We start from the raw sequence: 17,904 nt of genomic DNA on the forward strand, positions 1-17,904 counted from the left end.
TTGCCTGAAATTAAAAGATTAATCCTGATAATGAATTCAATAAAAATAGAGTTAAAATTGAAAATGCATTACATTAGCTCATTGTAAGCATCGATTTTAAAAGAGAGTTTACCTCATATACATTATTCACTTTGTCTTTTCTCATCATCAGCTGATTACCCTCCTTACCTGTTTTTTCTTTCAGCTGAGCTTCAGCAGGATTTTTGGTGAGGTAATTGATAATATGACGGAATTTATCAGTCTGATAAAACTTATCCTGCGGATTTCCCGGGAAATACCCTAAAAACACACCGTTTTTCATGACGATCTTTTCAAAGCCGATCTCGGCTGCAAGCCATTTTAAGCTTACACTTTTTAATAGATTTATGGCTTCATCCGGCAGATTTCCGAATCGGTCTTTCAGTTCAGATTCAAACTTTTCAAGGCTCTTTTCATTGTCGATATCAGCCAGTTTCTGATACAGCAATAATCTTTCTTCTGTATTGGAAATATACCAGTCAGGCAACATCAGTTCAAGATCTGTATCAATATTGATGTCTTTTGTAGTTTTGAAGAGTTTATTTCTTTCTTCCTCATTTTCAAATAAATTCTCGAATTCCTGATCGTCTTTCAGCTCTTCCAGAGCTTCCTGCATTAATTTCTGATAGGTTTCAAATCCCATTTCATTAATAAATCCACTCTGCTCGGCACCCAGCAGATCTCCGGCTCCACGTATTTCGAGGTCTTTCATAGCAATCTGAAAACCGCTTCCCAAATCGGAAAACTGTTCAATCGCTTCCAGTCTTTTTCTGGCATCCGAGGTCATCATATCGTACGGCGGTGTGATCAGGTAACAGAATGCTTTTCTGTTGCTCCGTCCTACTCTTCCTCTCATCTGGTGGAGATCTGCCATTCCGAAACGTTGGGCATCATTAATAAAAATGGTATTGGCATTCGGAACATCCACCCCACTTTCTACGATTGTGGTAGAAACCAATACGTCATATTTTCCTTCCATGAAATCCAGGACATTTTTTTCCAGTTGCTTTCCTTCCATCTGTCCGTGACCGGTAATGACTCTTGCATCCGGAACCAGTCGCTGTATAAGCCCGGCGATCTCCTTGAGGTTTTCGATTCTGTTGTTAATAAAATATACCTGACCGTCACGCTGCAGCTCATAAGAAACAGCATCCCGAATAATTTCTTCATTAAAGCCTACAAGCTGCGTATCAACAGGTTGCCTGTTTGGCGGTGGAGTTTTAATTACCGATAAATCTCTCGCAGCCATTAAAGAAAACTGAAGCGTTCTCGGAATAGGCGTCGCCGTCAATGTTAAGGTATCGACATTACTTTTTAGTGTTTTTAATTTATCTTTCACCGAAACTCCGAATTTGTGTTCCTCATCAATAATCAATAATCCCAAATCTTTGAATTTCACCGAACTTCCTGCCAGCTGGTGGGTTCCGATGACGATGTCAACTTTTCCGTTTTTAAGCGCTTCCAATGTTTCAGACTTCTGCTTTGCGGTTCTGAAACGGTTGATATAACTGACATTCACCGGAAAATCTTTGAGTCTTTCTTTAAAACTTCTGTAATGCTGAAAAGCAAGAATTGTCGTAGGCACAAGAACAGCCACCTGTTTACCGTCAGTTGCAGCCTTAAAAGCCGCACGGATGGCAACTTCAGTTTTACCAAAACCTACGTCTCCGCACACGAGCCTGTCCATCACCGTGTCGGCTTCCATATCTTTTTTTACATCAATAGTTGCTTTTTCCTGATCCGGAGTATCTTCATAAATAAAGCTCGCTTCCAGTTCATTCTGCAAATAAGAATCCGGTGTATAGGCAAATCCTTTGGCGGTTTTTCTCTGCGCATAAAGTCTTATAAGATCGAAAGCAATCTGCTTTACTTTTGCTTTTGTTTTTTGCTTTAAAGACTTCCAGGTTGGAGATCCGAGTTTGCTTAAAACCACTTCACGGCCTTCCGGGCCATTATATTTCGAGATTTTATGAAGAGAATGAATACTTACATACAACAAATCTCCATTTTTATAGGTAAGTTTAAAACATTCCTGAATTTTACCGTCATTATTTACTTTTACCAATCCCATGAATTTTCCGATACCGTGGTCTATATGGGCAATATAATCACCAATTTTAAGAGACATTAAATCTTTTAACGTAAGCTGTTCCGACTTGGCAAAAGTGTTTTTAGCTTTATATCGCTGATAACGGTCAAAAATCTGATGATCAGTGTACACCAGCAATTTATGATTATGATCGACGAATCCTTCATGAAGTTCAGATTTAAAACTTTTAAAAGGAAGCTGATGCTCCAGCTCTTCAAAAATAGACTCCAGTCGTTCTTTCTGCTTTTCTCCCGAAAAAGAAATCCAGGTATCGAAACCTTCGTTCTGTTTTTCTTCAAGGTCTTCGATCAACAATTCAAAATTCTTATGAAAAGCCGGCTGCGGCACCTGGTCTATTTTAATCTCTTCAAGCTCAATAAGTCCTTCAATCGAAACGCTTCCGAAATCTACTGTTTTAAACTTTTTATAATCAAATAAAAATTCCTGATCGGAGATAAATAATTCCTGAGGACTTCTGTGGGCGATATCTTTACTTAGTGTTTCATATTTTTCCAACGCCTTTTCATAGAAGGTTTTCAGCTTCTGCATACCGATGATTCCGTTTTTGGAAACTACTATACTTTCTTTAGGTAACAGCTGAAGTAAGGAAACCCGGCTTCCGGTTACCGTAAAATTCATATTGGAAACCAGCTGAAAATCGCTGACCTTGTCTACTGAAAGTTGTGTTTCGATATCAAAGGTTTTAATACTTTCAATCTCGTTCCCGAAAAAAGTAATACGATAAGGCTTTTCATTAGAGAAAGAAAAAACATCCACAATTCCTCCTCGCACAGAAAATTCTCCCGGCTCCGAAACAAAATCTGTTTGCTGAAAGCTGTAATGATTCAGTAATTCATCAACAAAATCAAAATCAAGCTGGTCTCCAACTTTAATATGATGCGAAATGGCTTTAAAATCTTCTTTCCTCAAAACCTTTTCAGAAAGCGCACCGGCATAGGCAACAATGACTTTCGGAGATTTCCCTGAGGTAATCTTATTAATGGCTTCAGTTCTTAAAACCAGATTGGCATTCTGCGTTTTTTCTACCTGATACGGTTCGAGATGAGTGGCAGGAAAATACAGCACTTTATCCTTTCCGAGGAGGTCTTCTACTTCCGTACTGGCATACAATGCATCTTCTTTATCGTCAATGATATAGAGAATATGTTTTTTACGGCTAAGGAAAAGTTCTGCTAAAAAGACAGAGGTAGCAGATCCTGCGCTGCCTTTTACGGATATATGTTGATGGTTTTCCAGTTGAATGAAAATTTCTTTCCCGAACTCTTTCTGAAGCAGATCCGGAAGAAACTTTTCGCTGATGGTTTTTAACTGCATAAATAATTCTATATAAACGGCAAAAGCGATTTCGGGAGTTTTCCGAAACCGTTTGATCTTCACAAAGGTACTACTTTATTTTTTTTTCGGGAAAATGCGCAGCTTTATCTAGATCATTGCTAAAAATAAATTGCATTTTAATATTATACCTAAAATAAGTTAAAATAGATAACCTTTCCCCGAATGGCACATTGTTTGGAAACCTTACACTACCAAAATTAAAAGAAATTATTATTATGAAAAAAGCAATCAGAATTTTAGGAATGTTTGTCTTAGTGTTTTTTGCAGTCACGGCAATTACATCATGCAGCGACGACGACGACCCTGCCAACAACGACTTTTTCGCAGGAACTTACAAAGGAAGTGTAGGATATACTGACGGAGATAACAACATCAGTTCAAATGACGGAAGTGTGTTTGTAACCAAAATTGCCAGCGGAACAAAGTACAATTTCGCCTTCTCCAACGGAATTCCGGACCTTAACGGAGTTGAATTTAATCAACAAGGTGATAATACACTGGTATCAGTAGGATCTACGGCAACATCGTATATCAGAATTGATAATAACGACTTAAAAATATTGTATATAAAAGACGGTAAAACGTGGACCGCTAACTGTACACGGTAACCAACTTTTCACACATTATATCAGAGCCTGCTTTTCTTTATAAAGGAAAGCAGGTTTTGTTTGTAATACCCTTTTGAGACTGGGTTGTTTAATCTTTTTTTAAGCTGTGATAAACTTTAGTTAAGTTTCTGAAATTGAGATTTCAGGTCGCAATTTTGCCTAACTTTGACTCAACAAACAAGAAAATATAATTCTTATGAAAAAGTTATTATCTGCAATGTCCATCGTATTAGGACTTGGCCTTGCAACAGCACAAAACACAACTCCAACTCCTCATCAAACTGCAAAACCGGCGAAAGCTGCAACAGCAAAAGTGAAAAAGGAGGAAACAAATGACAACAAAAGTAAAGAAAGCAAAAAACTTAAAAAAGAAGAAAAACACGATAAAAAACATAAGGAAAACAAATAAGACTCAACAATAGTTGTTATTTTCATAATCAAATTTCGAAGAACCGATGACCACTCATTCATCGGTTTTTTTGTTGGATATTGTCGTACAAATTGTTACAGATTCTTCAGTTATTTATAAATTTGAAGCATGGTAAACTTCCTAAAGAAAAATATAGCATTGCTGTGGGCAAAAAATCATGTAGGCAAAGCCGAAGAATTAAAAAAAAACGCTGAAAGCAATCAGGAAAAGCTGTTGCTTTCTCTGGTAGATACCGCAAAAAAAACACTTTTCGGGAGAGAGCATGATTTTGAAAATATTAAATCCGTACGCGATTTCCAGGAGAAAGTTAACATCTCAGATTACGAAGATCTGAAACCTTATATTGAAAGAGTAAAAAAAGGACAGGCAAACATTCTCTGGACAGATATTCCCGAATATTTTGCTAAAACTTCCGGAACAACATCCGGCTCAAAATATATTCCTATTTCGAAAGAAGGAATGCCATATCAGGTAAAAGGAGCGCAGAGCGCACTTTTTCATTACATATCCAAAAAAAACAATGCAGATTTCGTCAACGGTAAAATGATATTTTTACAGGGCAGCCCCGAATTGGAAGAAGTTTTCGGAATAAAAACCGGCCGCCTTTCCGGGATTGTCGCACACCATATTCCAACATATCTGCAGAAAAACAGGCTGCCAAGCTGGGAAACCAATATTATGGAAGACTGGGAAGCCAAAGTTGACAAAATCGTAGAAGAAACGGAAAAAGAAAACATGACGCTGATTTCCGGCATTCCGCCATGGCTCATCATGTATTTTGAAAAATTGGTCGAAAAACATGGTAAAAAAATCAAGCAGATATTTCCTAATCTTCAGCTGATCGTCACCGGAGGGGTAAACTATGAGCCTTACCGCGATAAAATGGAAGAACTTTTGGGTGGTAAGGTGGATATCGTGCAGACTTTTCCGGCATCGGAAGGCTTTTTTGCATTTCAGGATGATTACACGAAAGAAGGTCTGCTACTTTTAACCAATCATGGTATATTTTATGAATTTGTTCCTTTGGAAGAATATGGCAAACCTGATGCAAGAAGATTAACCTTAAAAGAAATTGAAATCAATAAAGATTATGCTTTGATTTTAACAACAAATTCCGGTCTTTGGGCATACTCTATCGGTGACGTTGTGAGGTTTATCGATAAAAATCCACATAGAATTCTCGTGAGCGGAAGGACGAAACACTTTACCTCTGCTTTCGGTGAACATGTGATTGCTTATGAAGTAGAAGAAGCCTTAAAAGCAACTCTGGAAAAATATCCCGCACAGATTACCGAATTTCATCTTGCCCCGAATGTAAATCCCAGGGAAGGCCTTCCTTATCATGAATGGTTTATTGAATTTGAAAAAGAGCCTGAAAATTTAGAATTATTCAAAAATGAGTTAGACGACCAGCTGAGAAAACGCAATAGCTATTATGATGATCTTATCTCCGGAAATATTCTTCAGAAATTGCATATTGCGAATTTAAAGAAAAACGCGTTTCATGAATATGCCAAATCACAGGGAAAACTGGGCGGGCAAAATAAAACACCAAGACTTGCCAATGACAGGAAAATTGCAGAATTATTGGAAATTTACAAACTTTAAGCATATTTTTTCAATTCCGGAAACGTATATTCGAAAAAAATTATAAATTTGGAAAACTAAAAAATAATAATGAAAGCATCTGTACTTTTAAAATCATCTTTACTGACATCTTTATTTGTAATTTCATCTTGTGCAACCACAAAATATAGTATGGATACTGCAAAAAATGATTATTCTAATCTTGAAGCAGGCAAAATGTACACTGTGATGATGAGAGATGGCTCAAAGAATCAAAAAATGTTATTCCGGAATGTTGACGGCGACAATTTGATCGGAACTGCAGGCAAAAAAGACAGTACAGTTGTTACCATTCCAAAGTCTAACGTTGCGGCAGTAAGAGACAGCAGAAAAGCAAAAACGGTAATAGGAGCTACCGTGATCGGAGCAGCTGGTGTTGCAGCAATAGTGATAAGCGCTTCTCGCGCAGACAACTAAAATAGATTTTATCTTTTAGGAGTCATACAATTTTTCATTTAAAAATATACCATAACAATAGCCTTAAATCAATATTTGAGGCTATTTTTGCGAGATGATTTCGTTTACCCCGTTACAGACATTACAAAATGTCGAATTCAGAAACCTTCTTACGGGAAGATTTTTTATTGTTCTTGCTTTCAGAATGCTTGCCACTTTATTGGGATGGTGGGTATATCAACTAACGAAAGATCCTTTTTCAATAGGTCTTATCGGGCTTTCGGAAGTGATTCCGGCAGTAAGCTGTGCTTTGTACGCCGGTCATGTGATCGACATGAATGAAAAGAAAAGACTACTCTTAATCTGTAACTATACTTACATTTTTTTAATCGGCTTATTGCTTATTCCAGCATTTTTCAATGTAGAAATTCATTTTTCGGGGCATCAGATTACCTATTTCATTTACGGTGTCATTTTCTTTACAGGGATTGCCAGAGCTTTCATCGGCCCTATCGTTCCTTCTATGATTCCTAAAATTGTAAAAAAAGAAAATTTGCCGAATGCGGTTACTCTAAACCAGGCAACATTCCTTATTTCATCTGTCTGCGGTCATGCTGCCGGCGGATTTCTGATTGGTTATTTCGGGATAAAATGGACACTGATTGTTATTATTTCATTAATATTTTTAGCTTCACTATTTTTCTTTCAGTTAAATAAACAATATTCCGAATACAAAAAAGAGAATATTAACGTTATAGATAGTATGCGGGAGGGGATTTCTTATATTTTTAAAACCAAAGAAATTCTGGGAGCTCTTTGTCTTGATATGTTTGCCGTGCTTTTCGGAGGTGCTGTTGCGATGATTCCGGTATATGCTACCGATATTCTGAAAGTAGGTGCTGAAGGCTTCGGATTGCTGAATGCGGCATCAGATATAGGATCAATGTGTATCATTACCATCCTGTCGGTTATTCCGTTAAGGAAAAATCAGGGGAAAATCTTACTGGCTGTGGTTACGGGATTTGGGTTATGCATTATTGGTTTCGGATTATCCAGACTCTATTGGCTTTCTTTCATGTTTTTAATGATGAGCGGAATGCTGGATGGAATTTCCGTGGTCATCAGAGGAACAATCGTTCAGTTGAAAACCCCGGATCATATCAGAGGAAGGGTGTTGAGTGTGAATTCAATATTCATAATGTCGAGCAATGAAATGGGACAGTTTGAGAGCGGGCTTACGGCAAAATTAATGGGAGTGGTACGTTCCGTGATTTTCGGAGGAACGATGACTGTGCTGATTGCATTAATCGTAGGAGTAACCAATCCGAAGTTAAGAAAAATGCAATATTAGGACAATTTATATATTTTTTTTAAATTAATCTTAAAAACTTTAAATTAAAATTAATAATTTTTTATCTTTGTTTATAAAATATTTTCTATTATGGTAAAAAAACTATTCTTTTTATTTTCGTTAGCCGTGGGAGCATATAGCTATGCTCAGTCGTCTTATGAAAAAAGTCTGCCGACTCAAATTGCTAAGTTAGAGTCTGCAAAAAAATCTGAAGACTTTCAGCAGCCCAAAGATTTTTTTGTTAAATATGTCAATGCTCTCTCTAAAGGTACTGAAACAAAAAAAGAAGACTGGAGAGCTTATTATTACACAGCTTTATCATTAGTAAGAGCTGAGATAAGTTCTCAGCGGGAGGGTAAAATGTCAAATATTGATGAAACTTCAGCTCTGGCAGAAAAATACATTGCTGGAATATTTGTGAAAAATCCGAATAATGCAGAAGCAAACATTCTTTTATCACAAATTTATCTATTAAAATCATCAAATAATCCGACAGATCATGCTTCTTATCTGGCTAAAGCAAATGAATATTTGGCTAAAGCAGAGTCAGAAGACAAAAATAACCCAAGAATTGATGTGGTTAAAGGTGAAATTACCTTAAATTCTCCGGTAAAAAATGGAGGAGATAAAGAATTGGCAAAAACGTATTTCAATTCAGCCTTGGCTAAATTGAAATCTTATAGTAAGAAATCCAATCTTGACCCAAGCTGGGGAAAAGAAGATGCAAACTATTACCTATCTATTCTTAAATAATCATAATCAAGATAAACTCGACTATTATGAAAAAAATCTACCTTATATTATTACTCACTTTTTCACAAATCTTTTTTGCACAGTCTGATTGTGTTTCTGCAATACCTGTATGTGGAAATTCGGATGTCTCTTATTTCCCCACAGGTCCAGGAAACGTTGATGATCAGGTAAATGCTAACGGAAGTTGTTTGAACTTGAACGAACACTTCTCGGTATGGTATCAGTTCACAGTTGCAACATCCGGAACTTTAACTTTTGTAATTTCTCCTTCGGCTCCTTATAATGCGGATTATGATTTTGCGGTATATGGACCCAATAAAACCTGTGGTACTAAAGGTACCCCAATACGATGTAATTACGCAGGTGTACAACCTTTTCCAAACCAAACAGGATTACAGGTTGGTCTGCCGCCAGGTACACCCGGTGCGTTTGAACCGGCATTGAACGTTATAGCCGGTGAAAGCTATTATCTCGTTGTAGATAACTGGTCTGGTGCAAATGCGGCAATACCTTTTTCAATGACTTGGGGTGGTACTGCTACATTAACCTCACCATTTAATGATCCGGCAATTCAGCCTAATCCGTTTAACCCTATCGGAATTCCCGGGGCTGCACCAGCAGATCCAAGAGTCATAGAACTATGTAATATTAATGCACCATACAATTTCCAAAGTAATAGCAACAATATTATTAATGGAAATCCGAATTTCTTTGTAAAATACTACAGAACATCCAATGATGCTTTATCTGATGTAAATGAAATTACAGCACCAATTGTTGTAAATACTACAAATACATATTATTATACAATTCGTTATCAGGATCCAAGCAACCCTAACAACCCAACAAATAAATGCTTCAACATCAACCCATTTAAGTTTAAAGACATAACCTTTACAGCGACAGATGCCACTTTAACAGAATGTAGCAACAATAATAGCGGGGTGGCGACATACAATCTTACTTCGACAACATTATATACTCCAAACCCATTATATACCTATACTACCAAGTATTATCCAACACTTACAGATGCCAATAATGGAACTAATGAAATTACCACCCCATGGGCTTACACTTCGGCTCCGGGAGAAGTATATGCAAAAATAACAACCAACTTAGGATGTTCTGATATTGCTAAAATTACTTTAAATTTCTTCCCAATTGTTACAGTAAATGAAGCAACCCTAAGATCATGTTTTATTGAATCAAATCCGTCTACAGCAATGTTTAATCTCACGACAGCTGCCGTGACAGGGATGACAGGAGTAACTAAAGAATATTACCCTTCAGTTGCTGATGCGGTAAATGGCACCAACATTATTTCGAATTTCCAGACGTATATTGCTCCGACAGGCGTAGTATATGTAAAAGTGATCAATTCAAACGAATGCTATAATGTAGCTAAAGTAAATCTGGTTGTTCTTCCTCCCGTTTATTCAAATGTTTTGGAAGATAAAATAATCTGTATGGAAGACACGACTACATTGGATGCAGGACCCGGATTTAACGGATATAAATGGAGCACCGGCGCTACTACCCGTACGATCAGTGACGTTACAGTAGGTACTTACTGGGTAGAGCTTAAAACAGGAGAATGTATTACAAGACAGACCGTGAAGGTTTATGCTTCCGAGCAACCTGTTGTTTCTAATGTTGACATCACAAACAATACAATTACTGTAAATGTAATCGGAGGAGCTGCTCCTTACAAATATTCTCTTGACGGCATCAACTGGCAGGATTCAAATGAATTTAAGAATGTACCAAGAGGTGATAATACAGTATATGTAAAAGACGGCTACGATTGTGATCCTATTACAATAACTGTAGTTGTTCCTAATCTGGTAAATGTCATTACTCCGAACGGAGACGGTGTAAATGATGTGATAGACTATTCAGCTTTGGCCAGCAAACAAAACTTAGTACTGAGTATCTACGACAGATATGGCGTAAAAGTAGGACAGGCAGATAAATTCAGCGCATACAAATGGGACGGAACCACAGGAGGTAAAAAAGTACCTACCGGAACCTATTGGTACAGCGTAACATGGAATGAAAATGACAAGAAAAACACACCATTCAAATTCTCAGGATGGGTAATGGTAAAAAACAGAGAATAGAATACTAAATATTGTAGAAAAACCGCTTTCTCAAGCGGTTTTTTTCACATACAGAATTAATTAAATAATAAAAAGAATCTATAATGAAGAAATTACTACTACTGACTGTTTTATTTTTCTCACAGATGGTTTTTTCACAGTCGGACTGTATTTCGGCAATTCCGGTTTGCGGAAACTCAGATATTTCTTATAATCCAAGCAGTTCAGGTACCGTTCAGGAAGCAACTTCCGGCAGCTGTCTGGCTGATGAACATTTTTCCGTATGGTATAAATTTACAGCAGCCACTACAGGAACTATTGAATTTACAATTAATCCGAATACCGTTCCCGGTGTAACACATTATGACTATGATTTTGCGGTTTACGGACCCGATATCGATTGTGCCACATGGGATTTTGGTGATGCCATAAAATGTAACTTCTCCGGGACCAGCGGAGCTACCGGATTGAGTTCTACAATAACGGGAGACCAATGGGAGACTCCACTGAATGTCATTGCAGGAGAAACATACTATTTGCTTATTGATAATTATATTCCCAGCAATCCTTACGGATTTGCATTGACATGGGGAGGAACAGCTTCTTTAACTTCGGTATTTAATGACCCTGCGTTGACACCAAACCCTTTCATTACTCCGGGAACACCGGCTGCAAATCCGGCTAACCCGAATGAAATTTTAAAGTGTGCCCTGCCTACAATGTTTGATTTCAGCACATTATCTGCAGGAATTATCAATAACAATCCCAACTTCACGGTAACTTATCATTTATTGAGTAATGATGCCATTACAGGAGCAGCACCTATCACAACCCCTATAATGGTAGATGCCACAAGTATATATTATTACAGATTGAAATATACGGATCCTACTAACCCGAATAATGCACTGAATGGGTGTTTCCAGGTAGGAAGATTTAAATTCAGGTCGGGTAATATCGTTGTACAGAACGCAACCATTACAGCCTGTAATTATGACAATACCGGCATAGGTTATTTTGATTTAAATTCTGCAAACGTCTACGACCCTACAAACGTTACCAAAAAGTATTATCCTACCATGGCAGATCTTAATGCAGGAACCAATGAAATCACCAACCCTAACTATGCATCTTCTGCTCCAAAAACAGTATTTGTAAAGATTACTACTTCAGAAGGTTGCGTAGGAACTGGGCAGATAACCCTGCAATTCTTGCCTGCACTTGATGTAGTGCCAACCACAGTAAAAGCATGTAATAACAATAATGCGGGAACAGGAGTTTTCAATTTGACAGCAGCAAATGTTTACCCGACATCAACGAACGTTACAAAAAAATACTTCCCGACCCTTGCAGATCTTAATGCTGGAACCAATGAAATCACAAACCCTGCAACTTTTACTTCTATTGCTCCAAGAACAGTATATGTAAGAGTGAGAACACCTCAAGGTTGTACAGGATATAACCAGATAACATTACAGTTTTATCCGGTTGTTGTTGTAAATGATGCTTCTATTGAAGAATGCTTTATCGAATCAAATGTTACATCCGCTTTGTTTGATTTAACTAAAGCCAATGTAACATCGCAAACAGGTATTACAAAAAAGTATTACAAAACTGAAGCTAACGCTATTGCGGGAGTTAATGAAATCCTGAGTTCTCAAGCTGAAGCTTACATCTCAGAAACAGGTGTTGTATATGTAAAAGTAATAAGTGAAAATGACTGTTATGCAATTGCTAAAATAAACCTTAAAGTTTTACCTCCGGTACAATCCAGCGTTCTGAAAGATAAAATCATCTGTATCGAAGATAAAACGACTTTAGATGCAGGACCGGGGTTTGATGGCTATGAATGGAGCACAGGAGCGACAACTCAGTCAATTTCCAACGTAGGAGCTGGGGCTTATTGGGTTAAATTAAAAACCGGAAAATGCTGGACTTTACAGCTTGTAAAAGTAAATGCTTCCGTACAGCCGGTGATTACTAACATTGAAATCAATAATGATTCATTTACAGTAACTGCAAATGGAGGAAAAGGACCTTACCAGTATTCACTTGACGGAATCAACTGGCAGGATTCAAACGTCTTCACAGGTCTTCCGAGAGGTGAAAATAAAGTCTATGTGAAAGATGCTTACGACTGTAATCCTATCAGTGTTCAGGTAACGGTTCCTAATCTGATCAATGCGATCACACCAAACGGAGACAACAAAAATGATTTTATCGATTATTCGGCACTGGCATATAAGAAAAATGTAGTATTCACAGTTTATGACCGATACGGAAACATGATGTACCGTGCAGATAAAATCCGAAACTATACATGGGACGGAACTTCCAATGGTAAGAAAATCTCAACAGGAACTTACTGGTACACCATCACATGGACAGAGAATGATAAAAACAATACCGAAACCAAATATAGCGGTTGGGTATTGGTAAAGAACATTGAATAAATGAAATGTCTAATTTTAAATATAAAATCACCTCTTTTAAGGGGTGATTTTTTTTATGCACATCAACACGACAGCCCGCCGATATTATATCGAAGCTACCTTATGTTTATAAATTGTTGAATACTATTTTTTAATTGCTTTTCAAAAAAACTATCTTTGCAGAACTATGGCGCAGAAAGAAACACTATCTTCATTGACGAACGGAAACTTTGCAAAAGAACTCTCCATTGCCGATGGTAAAATGCCTCCAAACGCACTGGATTTCGAGAGACTGGTTATCGGAACTTTTTTAATTGATAAGAAAGGGCTCGATCATTCTATCGATTTGCTGACGCCCGAAGTATTTTATGATCCGCGACATCAGGTAATATTTTCTACCATTTTAAAACTCTATGAAGGGAACCAGCCTGTTGATTTAATGACCATCATTCAGGATTTAAAGAAAGACGGAAAATTAAACCTGGCCGGAGGAGACAGCTATATCATTGATCTTACGATGGGTGTAAGTTCATCTGCTCATATTGAATATCACGTTCGTGTTATCCTTGAAAAATATATCTTAAGAAGCTTAATTAATGTTTCAGCAAACGTGATTGATGCTTCCTATAAAGAATCTACCGACGTTTTTGAACTTTTAGACAAAGCCGAACAGTCATTCTTTGAAATCACCAACGGAACTATCAAAAAAGGATTTGACACCGCCAATTCATTGGTAAAACAGGCTATCGAAACCATTAAATCATTAAAAGATAAAGAAGGACTTTCCGGTGTTCCATCAGGATTCCGGGATGTAGATAAAGAAACCGGAGGATGGCAGAATTCCGACCTTATCATTATCGCGGCACGTCCGGCGATGGGGAAAACAGCATTTCTTCTTTCGATGGCAAGAAACATTGCGGTAGGTCACAAAATCCCAATGGCACTATTCTCTCTCGAGATGGCTTCCGTACAGCTAATCACAAGGATGATCGCCTCCGAAACAAGAATTTCTTCAGAAAAATTAAGAAAAGGAACTTTGGACGATGAAGAATGGCAAAGGCTATTCTCCAACGTATCAGAACTGGAAAATGCCCCTTTATATATTGACGAAACACCATCCCTTTCAATATTCGATTTCCGGGCAAAATGCAGACGACTGGTGATGCAGCATGGAGTAAGAATCATCATGGTCGATTACCTTCAGCTGATGACAGCCGGCGGTGGAGGAAAAGGAACCGGAAACCGTGAGCAGGAGATTTCCATGATTTCACGTTCACTGAAAGCCATTGCAAAAGAACTTAATGTGCCGGTGATTGCCCTTTCCCAGCTTTCCCGTAGTGTGGAAACACGTCCCGGAAAAAGACCTCAGCTTTCTGACCTTAGGGAATCCGGAGCGATCGAGCAGGATGCGGATATCGTATCCTTCATTTTCCGTCCGGAATACTATAAAATTACCGTTTGGGATAATGACGAAGAAGGCCAGGAAACATCAACCGAAAACCAGGCCGAGCTTATCATTGCAAAACACAGAAATGGTGCAACAGCCGATGTAAGATTATCTTTCTTAAAGCATTTTGCTAAATTCGGAGATGTGGAAGCAGCTTTTGATGGCGGCGGCGGATATCCTTCCAATTTCGGTTCTAATGAACCGAGCGGTTTTGATAAAATCAAAACGACCATTCAGCCGGGAGCGGCATTTGATCTTCCGAATAATTCCCAGGTATCAGGATCTTCGATGAATGATTTTGATGACGACGATGATTTCCCTTTTTAAAATAAAGACCAGGATTTAGATTAAAGATACAAGTCTAAATCTTAGCCTTAATCTCAACCTTAATGAAAATAGAAATATACACTGACGGAGCGTGCAGCGGAAATCCCGGAAAAGGCGGATACGGAATTCTCATGCGCGTACCTGAAAAAAACTATCAGAAAACATTTTCAAAAGGTTTCAGGAAAACAACAAACAACCGTATGGAGCTTCTGGCGGTAATCACTGCTTTGGAAAAGTTGAAATCTCCGGAAAACGATATTCATATTTACACAGACAGCAAATATGTGGCAGACGCCATTAACCAGAACTGGCTGGCCGGATGGATCAAAAGAGGCTGGAAAAATGTCAAGAACCCAGACCTTTGGAAAAGATTTGTGGTACTGTATAATCTGCACAAACCAAAAATGCACTGGATCAAAGGTCATGCAGGACATTTTGAGAACGAGCTTTGCGATAAACTTGCAGTAACTGCTGCTGCATCAGCCAATTTGGAAGTAGATGAGTATTTTGAAAATTAGGATAATAATTCTTTATTTTAATTTATATCCAAACTAAACTCCGCTAAAAGGTTTTCAGTATTTTGCCTTTTAACTTATCATTTATTGTAAAATTACCATCAATCCCCTCAAAATTAACATTAAATATACATTTATTGATTGGGATTTAATATCTTTGACACGTCTAATTTAAGTGTCTAATAAATGAATAAGAAAATCTATCTCCTTTTTTTTCTGAATTTACTGCTGTTTTTTCCGCAATATTTTTCCTCTCAAACCTATCAGCTTACAGGAAGTCCTGTGAATACAACAGGTTGGACGATGGTTGCGCCCACTGTAGTGAATACAGACTTTGTACAGCTAACCCCGGACACCAACAACCAATCCGGATCTATACGTCTCAACGACCCTATCAACCTGAAATATTGCGATAAATGGAGAGTAGAGTTTGATTTCAGAATGGATTCCAATCAGACTGCCAACGGTGACGGTATTGCTTTTTGGTATCTTGCCAATCCGCCGATTGCCAGCGTACTTGGTTCAGGTCTTGGGGTATCTCAGAATGCAGTAGGTTTTATCGTAGGTTTTGACACCTACAACAATACCACTACTGCGGTAATGAGTAAAGTACACGTTGCGTACGGGCAGGTAGCCAACACAACAGATAATAATAATGTTGAATTCTTCAATACTGCAGGAAGTTCTTTTCACTCACCGGACATGAATACCACCCTTCCTTTTCAGGGAACAACGTACAAGCATGTTGAGGTAACTGCAGAGGTAGATCCTGCTGCTCCGGCAAACTGGATCGTAAAAATAACGATAGACGGAAACGTGATCTGCAACCAGTCTTTTGCACCTGCAGGAGCTGCAGCCGCAGCAATGACGGTAGGCTATTTCGGATTCTCGGCTTCTACCGGAGGAAACAGATCAAGACATTCTATTAAAAATGTAAAGGTTTATATTGATAAAGTAGCTATTAATCAGGCGACAGTAACGGATACTTTCTGTCCAAACCCATCAACAGGACAGGGAACAGTGAACCTGACAAACTACCAGAGCCAGTTTGTAACTAATCCTGCAAACTACACGTTTTCATACAGTGTATCAGGAACACCGGTTTCAAATCCTAATAACTTTCAGTTCAGTGCCAATACAACGGTCTCGGTATTGATTAAAGATAATTCGGGAATTCTGTGTGATAATCCTGATGGTAAAATACAACTTAATCTTTCGCCATTTACGGCTACACCGGCTACCCTTACGGCATGTAATAACAATAATGCAGGAACTGCAACATTCAATCTTACTCAGGCTAACGTTAACGAACCTGCAGGATCAACAAAGAAATATTATAAAACATTGAATGATCTGAACGCCGGCGTCAACGAAATTACAAACTTTGCAAATTATGTATCCGCAGCAGGAGTTGTATATGTAAAAGTAACTACACCATTGGGATGTGTGGGATCTGCACCGATTACACTGGCATTTTTCCCGCCCATTGTATCGAATGATGCAACGATAGAATCTTGTTTCATTGCAAGCGCGCCTACAACAGCTTCTTTCGACCTGACGCAGGCCAATGTGACTTCAGCATCAGGTATTACGAAAAAATATTATAAAACAGAGGCTGATGCACTTGCTGAAACCAACGAAATTGTACCCGCCAACAATTATATTTCAACATCATCCACAGTTTATGTAAGAATTACCAATCTTGCAGGATGCTATATAATTGTTAAAATAACACTGAAAGTTTTGCCTCCTATTTATTCTTCAGTATTAATGGATAAAACAATCTGTATCGATGATAAAACAACTCTCGATGCAGGTGCCGGTTTTGACACTTATCTATGGAGTACAGGAGAAAACACCCAGACTATTCAGGATGTAACCCCTGGTTTATATTGGGTTCAACTGAAAACAGGCAGATGTACAACGATGCAGATGGTAAGGGTAAACGCTGCGCCACAGCCCGTAATTGCAAATATCGATATTACCAACAATACCATTACCGTTAATGTAAAAGGAGGAAAAGCTCCTTACAAATACTCTCTGGACGGTATAAACTGGCAGGATTCCAATATATTCACGGGGCTTGCAAGAGGTGAAGTGGTAGTGTATGTAAAAGATGCTTACGATTGTACTCCGATTCACGTACAGATTACCGTTCCGAATCTTCTCAATGCCATCACTCCAAATGGTGATAATAAAAATGATTATATTGACTATTCTGCGCTCGCATATAAGAAAAACCTTGTTTTCACGATCTATGACAGATACGGAAACAAAATGTATGAAGCCGACAAGCTCAGAAATTACACATGGGACGGAACCAGCGGTGGTAAAAAAGTGATTACTGGCACTTACTGGTACACCATTACCTGGAACGAAAACGATAAAAACAATACTCATACCACTTACAACGGCTGGGTATTGGTAAAAAACAGAGAATAATTTCACAAAAAG

General features: G+C 38.1%; 12 protein-coding genes. 11 read left to right on the forward strand and 1 reads right to left on the reverse strand.

The genetic code is table 11. The annotated features are described in order from the left end of the window. Positions 1–73: 73 nt before the first annotated feature. Positions 74–3,442: a transcription-repair coupling factor gene (gene mfd / locus ACWNCI_RS13435; protein WP_449389498.1), complete on the reverse strand. Its 3,369-nt coding sequence runs from the start codon at positions 3,440–3,442 to the stop codon at positions 74–76. A 236-nt stretch (positions 3,443–3,678) separates the two neighbouring features. Between mfd and ACWNCI_RS13440 the strand changes: the two genes are divergently transcribed. The 11 genes from ACWNCI_RS13440 to ACWNCI_RS13490 all read left to right on the forward strand — a co-directional run bounded on the left by ACWNCI_RS13440 (position 3,679) and on the right by ACWNCI_RS13490 (position 17,892). Beyond that, the gene (locus ACWNCI_RS13440) at positions 3,679–4,071 is read left to right on the forward strand and encodes a hypothetical protein (RefSeq protein WP_346983845.1); all 393 of its coding nucleotides are present in this window, start codon (positions 3,679–3,681) and stop codon (positions 4,069–4,071) included. Between the two features lie 196 nt (positions 4,072–4,267). Beyond that, on the forward strand, positions 4,268–4,480 hold the full coding sequence (locus ACWNCI_RS13445) for a hypothetical protein (RefSeq protein WP_449388686.1): 213 nt from the start codon (positions 4,268–4,270) through the stop codon (positions 4,478–4,480). 129 nt (positions 4,481–4,609) lie between these two features. Then, entirely contained in the window at positions 4,610–6,109 is a 1,500-nt protein-coding gene (locus tag ACWNCI_RS13450; RefSeq protein WP_449388687.1) for a GH3 auxin-responsive promoter family protein, read from the forward strand. A gap of 69 nt (positions 6,110–6,178) precedes the next feature. Beyond that, entirely contained in the window at positions 6,179–6,544 is a 366-nt protein-coding gene (locus ACWNCI_RS13455) for a hypothetical protein (RefSeq protein WP_449388688.1), read from the forward strand. 94 nt (positions 6,545–6,638) lie between these two features. Then, positions 6,639–7,874 (forward strand): MFS transporter, encoded by a 1,236-nt coding sequence (locus tag ACWNCI_RS13460; RefSeq protein ID WP_449388689.1) that lies wholly within the window; start codon positions 6,639–6,641, stop codon positions 7,872–7,874. A gap of 90 nt (positions 7,875–7,964) precedes the next feature. Next, on the forward strand, positions 7,965–8,627 hold the full coding sequence (locus ACWNCI_RS13465) for a hypothetical protein (protein ID WP_346983841.1): 663 nt from the start codon (positions 7,965–7,967) through the stop codon (positions 8,625–8,627). A gap of 26 nt (positions 8,628–8,653) precedes the next feature. Further along, positions 8,654–10,750, forward strand: coding sequence for a T9SS type B sorting domain-containing protein (locus ACWNCI_RS13470; RefSeq protein ID WP_449388690.1), 2,097 nt, complete (start codon positions 8,654–8,656; stop codon positions 10,748–10,750). Between the two features lie 83 nt (positions 10,751–10,833). Next, a complete protein-coding gene (locus ACWNCI_RS13475; protein ID WP_449388691.1) occupies positions 10,834–13,182 on the forward strand; it encodes a T9SS type B sorting domain-containing protein in 2,349 nt (782 codons plus the stop codon). A gap of 166 nt (positions 13,183–13,348) precedes the next feature. Further along, entirely contained in the window at positions 13,349–14,935 is a 1,587-nt protein-coding gene (gene dnaB / locus ACWNCI_RS13480; RefSeq protein WP_346983837.1) for a replicative DNA helicase, read from the forward strand. Positions 14,936–14,997: 62 nt separating this feature from the next. Beyond that, positions 14,998–15,453, forward strand: coding sequence for a ribonuclease HI (gene rnhA / locus ACWNCI_RS13485; protein ID WP_449388692.1), 456 nt, complete (start codon positions 14,998–15,000; stop codon positions 15,451–15,453). A gap of 183 nt (positions 15,454–15,636) precedes the next feature. Then, positions 15,637–17,892 carry a T9SS type B sorting domain-containing protein gene (locus tag ACWNCI_RS13490; RefSeq protein ID WP_449388693.1) on the forward strand — a complete coding sequence of 752 codons (2,256 nt, stop codon included), beginning with the start codon at positions 15,637–15,639 and terminating at the stop codon, positions 17,890–17,892. The last annotated feature ends 12 nt before the right edge of the window (positions 17,893–17,904 follow it).

The sequence above is a fragment of the Chryseobacterium lineare genome (assembly GCF_977014045.1).